Annotated in this window: 8 protein-coding genes; 6 read left to right on the forward strand and 2 right to left on the reverse strand. The window is 55.5% G+C overall.

The annotated features are described in order from the left end of the window. The coding region (locus tag PSJ8397_RS16695) for an alpha-ketoglutarate-dependent dioxygenase AlkB (RefSeq protein WP_143515526.1) at positions 1–296 on the forward strand (296 nt) is incomplete at its 5' end. A gap of 274 nt (positions 297–570) precedes the next feature. Then, positions 571–1,575, forward strand: a complete 1,005-nt coding sequence (locus PSJ8397_RS16700; protein WP_085865773.1) for a replication initiator protein A — start codon at positions 571–573, stop codon at positions 1,573–1,575. 199 nt (positions 1,576–1,774) lie between these two features. Here the strand turns inward: PSJ8397_RS16700 and PSJ8397_RS16705 are convergent, their stop codons facing one another. Next, a complete protein-coding gene (locus tag PSJ8397_RS16705; protein ID WP_085865774.1) occupies positions 1,775–2,146 on the reverse strand; it encodes a MerR family transcriptional regulator in 372 nt (123 codons plus the stop codon). Between the two features lie 144 nt (positions 2,147–2,290). Between PSJ8397_RS16705 and PSJ8397_RS16710 the strand changes: the two genes are divergently transcribed. Both PSJ8397_RS16710 and PSJ8397_RS16715 read left to right on the forward strand, forming a co-directional pair. Then, complete coding sequence (locus PSJ8397_RS16710; protein ID WP_085865775.1) at positions 2,291–2,593, forward strand: BrnT family toxin; 303 nt, start codon at positions 2,291–2,293, stop codon at positions 2,591–2,593. Beyond that, complete coding sequence (locus PSJ8397_RS16715) at positions 2,580–2,873, forward strand: BrnA antitoxin family protein (RefSeq protein ID WP_085865776.1); 294 nt, start codon at positions 2,580–2,582, stop codon at positions 2,871–2,873. Before PSJ8397_RS16710 ends, PSJ8397_RS16715 begins: the two co-directional genes overlap by 14 nt. A gap of 43 nt (positions 2,874–2,916) precedes the next feature. Here the strand turns inward: PSJ8397_RS16715 and PSJ8397_RS17070 are convergent, their stop codons facing one another. After that, positions 2,917–3,486 carry a hypothetical protein gene (locus PSJ8397_RS17070; RefSeq protein WP_159453171.1) on the reverse strand — a complete coding sequence of 190 codons (570 nt, stop codon included), beginning with the start codon at positions 3,484–3,486 and terminating at the stop codon, positions 2,917–2,919. Positions 3,487–3,694: 208 nt separating this feature from the next. Here PSJ8397_RS17070 and PSJ8397_RS16725 point away from each other — a divergent pair, with 208 nt between their 5' ends. Then, on the forward strand, positions 3,695–4,375 hold the full coding sequence (locus tag PSJ8397_RS16725) for a Rossmann-like fold-containing protein (protein ID WP_085865777.1): 681 nt from the start codon (positions 3,695–3,697) through the stop codon (positions 4,373–4,375). Then, the coding region (locus PSJ8397_RS16730) for an alpha-ketoglutarate-dependent dioxygenase AlkB (RefSeq protein ID WP_085865778.1) at positions 4,335–4,768 on the forward strand (434 nt) is incomplete at its 3' end. The genes PSJ8397_RS16725 and PSJ8397_RS16730, both read left to right, overlap by 41 nt.

The following is a 4,768-nucleotide window of genomic DNA, read 5'->3' on the forward strand; positions in this document are numbered from 1 at the left end:
ATCGGCCCGGACAGGGCATCTCTGCCCATATCGACTGCCAACCCTGCTTTGGAGAGACGATCGCTTCCCTGAGCCTTCTCTCGGCCTGTGTGATGCGATTTGCCTCCCAGATCTCTTCTCAGCAAACAGAGCTACATCTCCAATCCACGAGTTTGTTAGTTTTGAAAGGTGACGCTCGCCACATGTGGACCCATGCCATCCCCTCCAGAAAGACGGATGTCTTTGATGGTCAGCAGTACCCCCGTTCTCGCCGCATCTCACTGACGTTTCGGACCATGAAGTTCGAAATGCCCTAGTGTTAATAGTGTTACCTACGGAGTAGTGTTACGGGCCAAAAAATCGGCCTTAACCACATGATATAAAAATAGGAAACCATCCACAGGGTTCCGAAAGGGTCAAACTTGGGTTCCGAAAGGGTCAAACTTGGGTTCCGAAAGGGTCAAACGGAAAATCGCGCGGAAGGGTTCCTGATAGGACAAACTCAGGTTCGGGCATAACGAACCTGAGAGCGGTTCCTGATCCGTCAAACTTTTGGTTCCTGATAGGACAAACATTCTGTATCATGCAGACATGTCCTTGCTACCCGATAGACACCCGCAAAAAGACTTCTTCATCTTGGATATCTCGGATGTTGTTCCGAAGGACGATATCGCCTCAATGGAACATCCTCTGTTCTCTCTGGCGACCAAGCCAGACATGCGCCACCTCGAATATCGCAGTGGTGACAATAAGCTGAAGATCACACCCTCATGGGTTGGCCTGCCCACGATCTTCGACAAGGATATTCTGATCTTTTGCATCAGCCAGCTGATGCACAGGAAGAACCGAGGCGAGAAGATCGGAAAGCGTGTCCGCTTCTCCGCTCGTGAATTGTCCATTGCCACAAATCGACCCGTTGGCGGCAATCACTACAAACGCTTAGAACAAGCGTTCAACAGGTTGCGCGGTACGACATTCCAAACCGACATCACCACCGGAAACCGCCGCGAAACGCGGATCTTCGGCCTGATCGACGAGGGCGGCTTCGTCATGCAGGCGGACACATGGCGGCTCGATTACTGCGAGGTTGTCCTCTCCGATTGGGTCATGCGCGCGATCGAGAGCAACGAGGTCGTGACGATCACCAACGACTATTTCCGCCTGCGCCGCCCTCTTGAGCGGCGCATCTACGAGATCGCCCGCAAGCATTGTGGTGAGCAGAAGAAATGGCAGATCGGCCTCGCCAACCTCCAGAACAAAACTGGCAGCAACGCGCCCCTCAAGAAGTTTCGCCTCAATATCCGCCAGATCATCGCTGACGATCACATGCCGTTCTACCGCATGGAGCTGACGGAAGATGATCTGGTGATCTTCCGTCCCCGCAAGACAAAGACCACGCTCGCGCCTTCCATCACCCTGCCAGACTGGGCCGAAGAAAAGGCCCGCAGGATCGCACGCGAGAAAGGCTGGGATTACCACGCCCTGCGCGCCAACTGGATGGAGTTCGCCCAGGATGAGGCTGGCAAAGGGAACCCGCCTCAGAACGCTGGAGCTGCCTTTGTAGCCTACTGCAACAAGCAAGAGAGCTTGCGTTGAGTAGGTTCCGCCGATCATGATGTACTCTGTCGTCTTTCTGGCCTGCCTAATCCTGGCACCATTGATCGCACATACCCAGAGTTCATGGAAACCTACGTTTTGATCAGTACCTGGTCAGGCTTTCTATCCCAAGCCGCGCTACTTGGGCTTCTCTCACTCTTAATCTGGTCGATCATCGCAAAATGGCGGTCATGAAGGCTCACTTCCCAACCAAGCGCGCCCAGAACCCCTTTTTCCGAGCGCTCTGATCCTCGATCAACGCCGTGATCTTCTGTGCCTGGTCTTTCCAGCTGTCCCGATCAACACGGGTTTCCTCTAGCATCTCGCGCAATAGCTCAACTTCACGCTCTAACACACTGGTTTCAGAAGGGGTTTCATCTCCTAACATTGCTGGGGTTACGTCACTATCACTTGAAACGGCAGGCCAGACGCGAAAAAGCTCTGACGCCTCGATTACCCAGCCGCCACTGTCACGCGGTTTAGCAGACAATTTCCCTTTTTTTATGGCTCTTGTGATCGTCGGAACGCTCTTTCCAACTTTCTTCGCTGCCTGCGATGCGGATAGTGACATGCCCGTTACCCCACCCCTTTCATACCTTAAGATTGTTAGATTATGAAACGGTAACAGGTTTACCCCTTTGGGTAAAATACCTTGATGGGAGACCCAAGCCCTTCAGGTCTTGAATAACTACAATTATGTAGTTATGTTTCTAACATGACATCTCCACTCCTCACCTGGGACGAGGACAAGAACCTGTCCAACCAGCGCAAGCACGGTCTCAGCTTTGAGATCGCGGCCCGCGTCTTCATCGATCCATTTCACCTGTCTGTGCAGGACCGCATCGAGGACGGTGAGCAACGCTGGCAGACGGTCGGCCAGATCGACGGGCTCGCGGTCGTCCTGGTTGCTCACACGTTCACGGAAGAAGGGCCATTGGACGAGCCGGTTGAGGTGATCCGCATTATCTCGGCGCGTCCTGCAACACGGAAAGAAAGGAAGCGATATGAAGAAGGTTGAACACACACTCGACACGCTCCCGCCTTTGACGGAAGCACAGAAAGCCGACCTCAAGCGCCTCGCCGCGCTGCCTGACGCTGAGATCGACACGAGCGACATTCCCGAACTGACCGACGCCCAGCTTGCGGAGATGAAACGCCCCGAGCATTTCCGGCCGGTCAAGAAGCAGATTACGGCCCGCCTGGACGCAGATGTGCTCGCTTGGCTCAAAGCTGGTGGGAAAGGCTACCAATCCCGCATGAATGCAATCCTGCGTCAGGCGATGCTGAGCAGAAAATAACGGCAGCGCCCGACCGCCCCCATATGGCGGGGAGGGCGCGGGCTTAGACACCGCGCTTGGCCAGGTTCTTCAGCTCATCGGAAACCTTGAGCTCAAGCGTACTGCGCCGCCCGTCGGCCATCAGCGCAACCTCGTCCGCAAAATCGAGCACCATTCCGGCCAGGTGCCGGATCTCCGTGTGGTCCGTTTCGCTGAAGGGAAGCGCTTGCCCTCGGTTTTTCGCATCGTTCATCCGTCTGGCAATCTGAGAGACGTTGTTACCCACCTTGTTGAGCGCGCCTTTCATGGCCAGCAAAGCCTCGGCCAGCTCAGCATCCGGCGCGGCCATACCGCCAACATTCCGGATGACATTGCGCAGCGCTTCGCTCCGGTTCCGAACGCCGGCCTCTTGCAGCTTTTCATCGAACAGCGCCAAGTCCGCCGGGGACACACGGCAGACCACGGTTTCGGTCCTGCTACCCCGCTCGATCTGTATCTCTCGCATGAACTGGGCACAGCGATAGACCGTGCGCACGGTGACGCCATACTCCCGTGCCAAAACGTCCGGGCGGACGCCTTCGCGCATCTTTTTGGCGATAGATTGGCGGGTTGTGTGATCGAGTCTACGGGTCATTTGTCACAAATGTAATACGTTGCTATTTCCTGCCACCCTCACACAACCGAAATCAAGCTTTCTAAGGCCCACCCTGCCCAAGAAGCCTAAAACCGCCTGAGGGCGCTGTGAGCGGCTCTCAGAGGCGAGGCCAAACGCATGGTTAACCAGGGATTAACCGCTATGCGGCAGTCTGCCGAGGTTTTGTAAAATCCGCCTGGGGATCACCATGTACGAATTTCGCGGCGCAACGCTTCAGGACGCTGTTCACCAGGCGCTCCGATATCCGGCGGTGTCGACAAAGAAGCTGGCCAAGGTGGCGGCGAAATTCGACTTCACCGCTCGTATGCGCACAGGAAGCGTTCTGTTTGTAGGCGAAGGCAATCTGAGCTTTGCTCTGACGATGTCGCGCAAGCCGCTTGTTTCCGCCTCTTCGATCCTCGCGACAGTGTACGAGGCAGAGGAAGACCTGACGGACACCGCCTACGACAATGCGCGCAAACTTCTGAAACTCGGGTGCAGTGTCAAAACCGGCGTGGATGCTACACGGCTGTCTGACACCATCGGCAAACGCCAATTCCGCACGATCATCTTCCAGTTTCCAAATGTGGCCTCTCGCGATCCACGCTACGGACAAAACCCAAATCATGTCTTGGTAACCCGGTTCCTCAAGAATGTATGGAACCACCTGAAACCGGGCGGCTTGGTCATCATCTCGACCGTGGACAGCCCGTTCTATGAGGGTGCGTTCAAAATGGATGAGGCGGCACGGAAGGCCGGTTTTGCGGCTCCGGCGATCTACACTTTCGACCCCAAAGATTACCCAGAATATACCCACCAAAACACGGCCAACGAGGAGTCTGCTGCCGATGGCCACACCGCCTTCGCAACTTTCGTTTTTTCAGGATGAGTGGCCAGACGGGCTAACCTACCTGGAAAACTACGTCCCGGAGGATGAAGCCGATAGGCTCATCCAGGAGATCGATGCGGCCCCTTGGCGCACCGATCTGAAACGACGGGTTCAGCATTATGGCTATCGCTACGACTACAAGGCACGGCAGGCCCGACGGGAAGATTATCTTGGGCCATTGCCTGGGTTGTTCCAGAAGCTGGCCGAACAGTTGACCGCTGAGGGTTATTTCAAAACCGCTCCTGACCAGGTCATCGTCAACGAATATCGGCCCGGACAGGGCATCTCTGCCCATATCGACTGCCAACCCTGCTTTGGAGAGACGATCGCTTCCCTGAGCCTTCTCTCGGCCTGTGTGATGCGATTTGCCTCCCAGATCTCTTCTCAGCAAAC

The organism is Pseudooctadecabacter jejudonensis, assembly GCF_900172275.1.
Classification (GTDB): Bacteria; Pseudomonadota; Alphaproteobacteria; order Rhodobacterales; family Rhodobacteraceae; genus Octadecabacter; species Octadecabacter jejudonensis.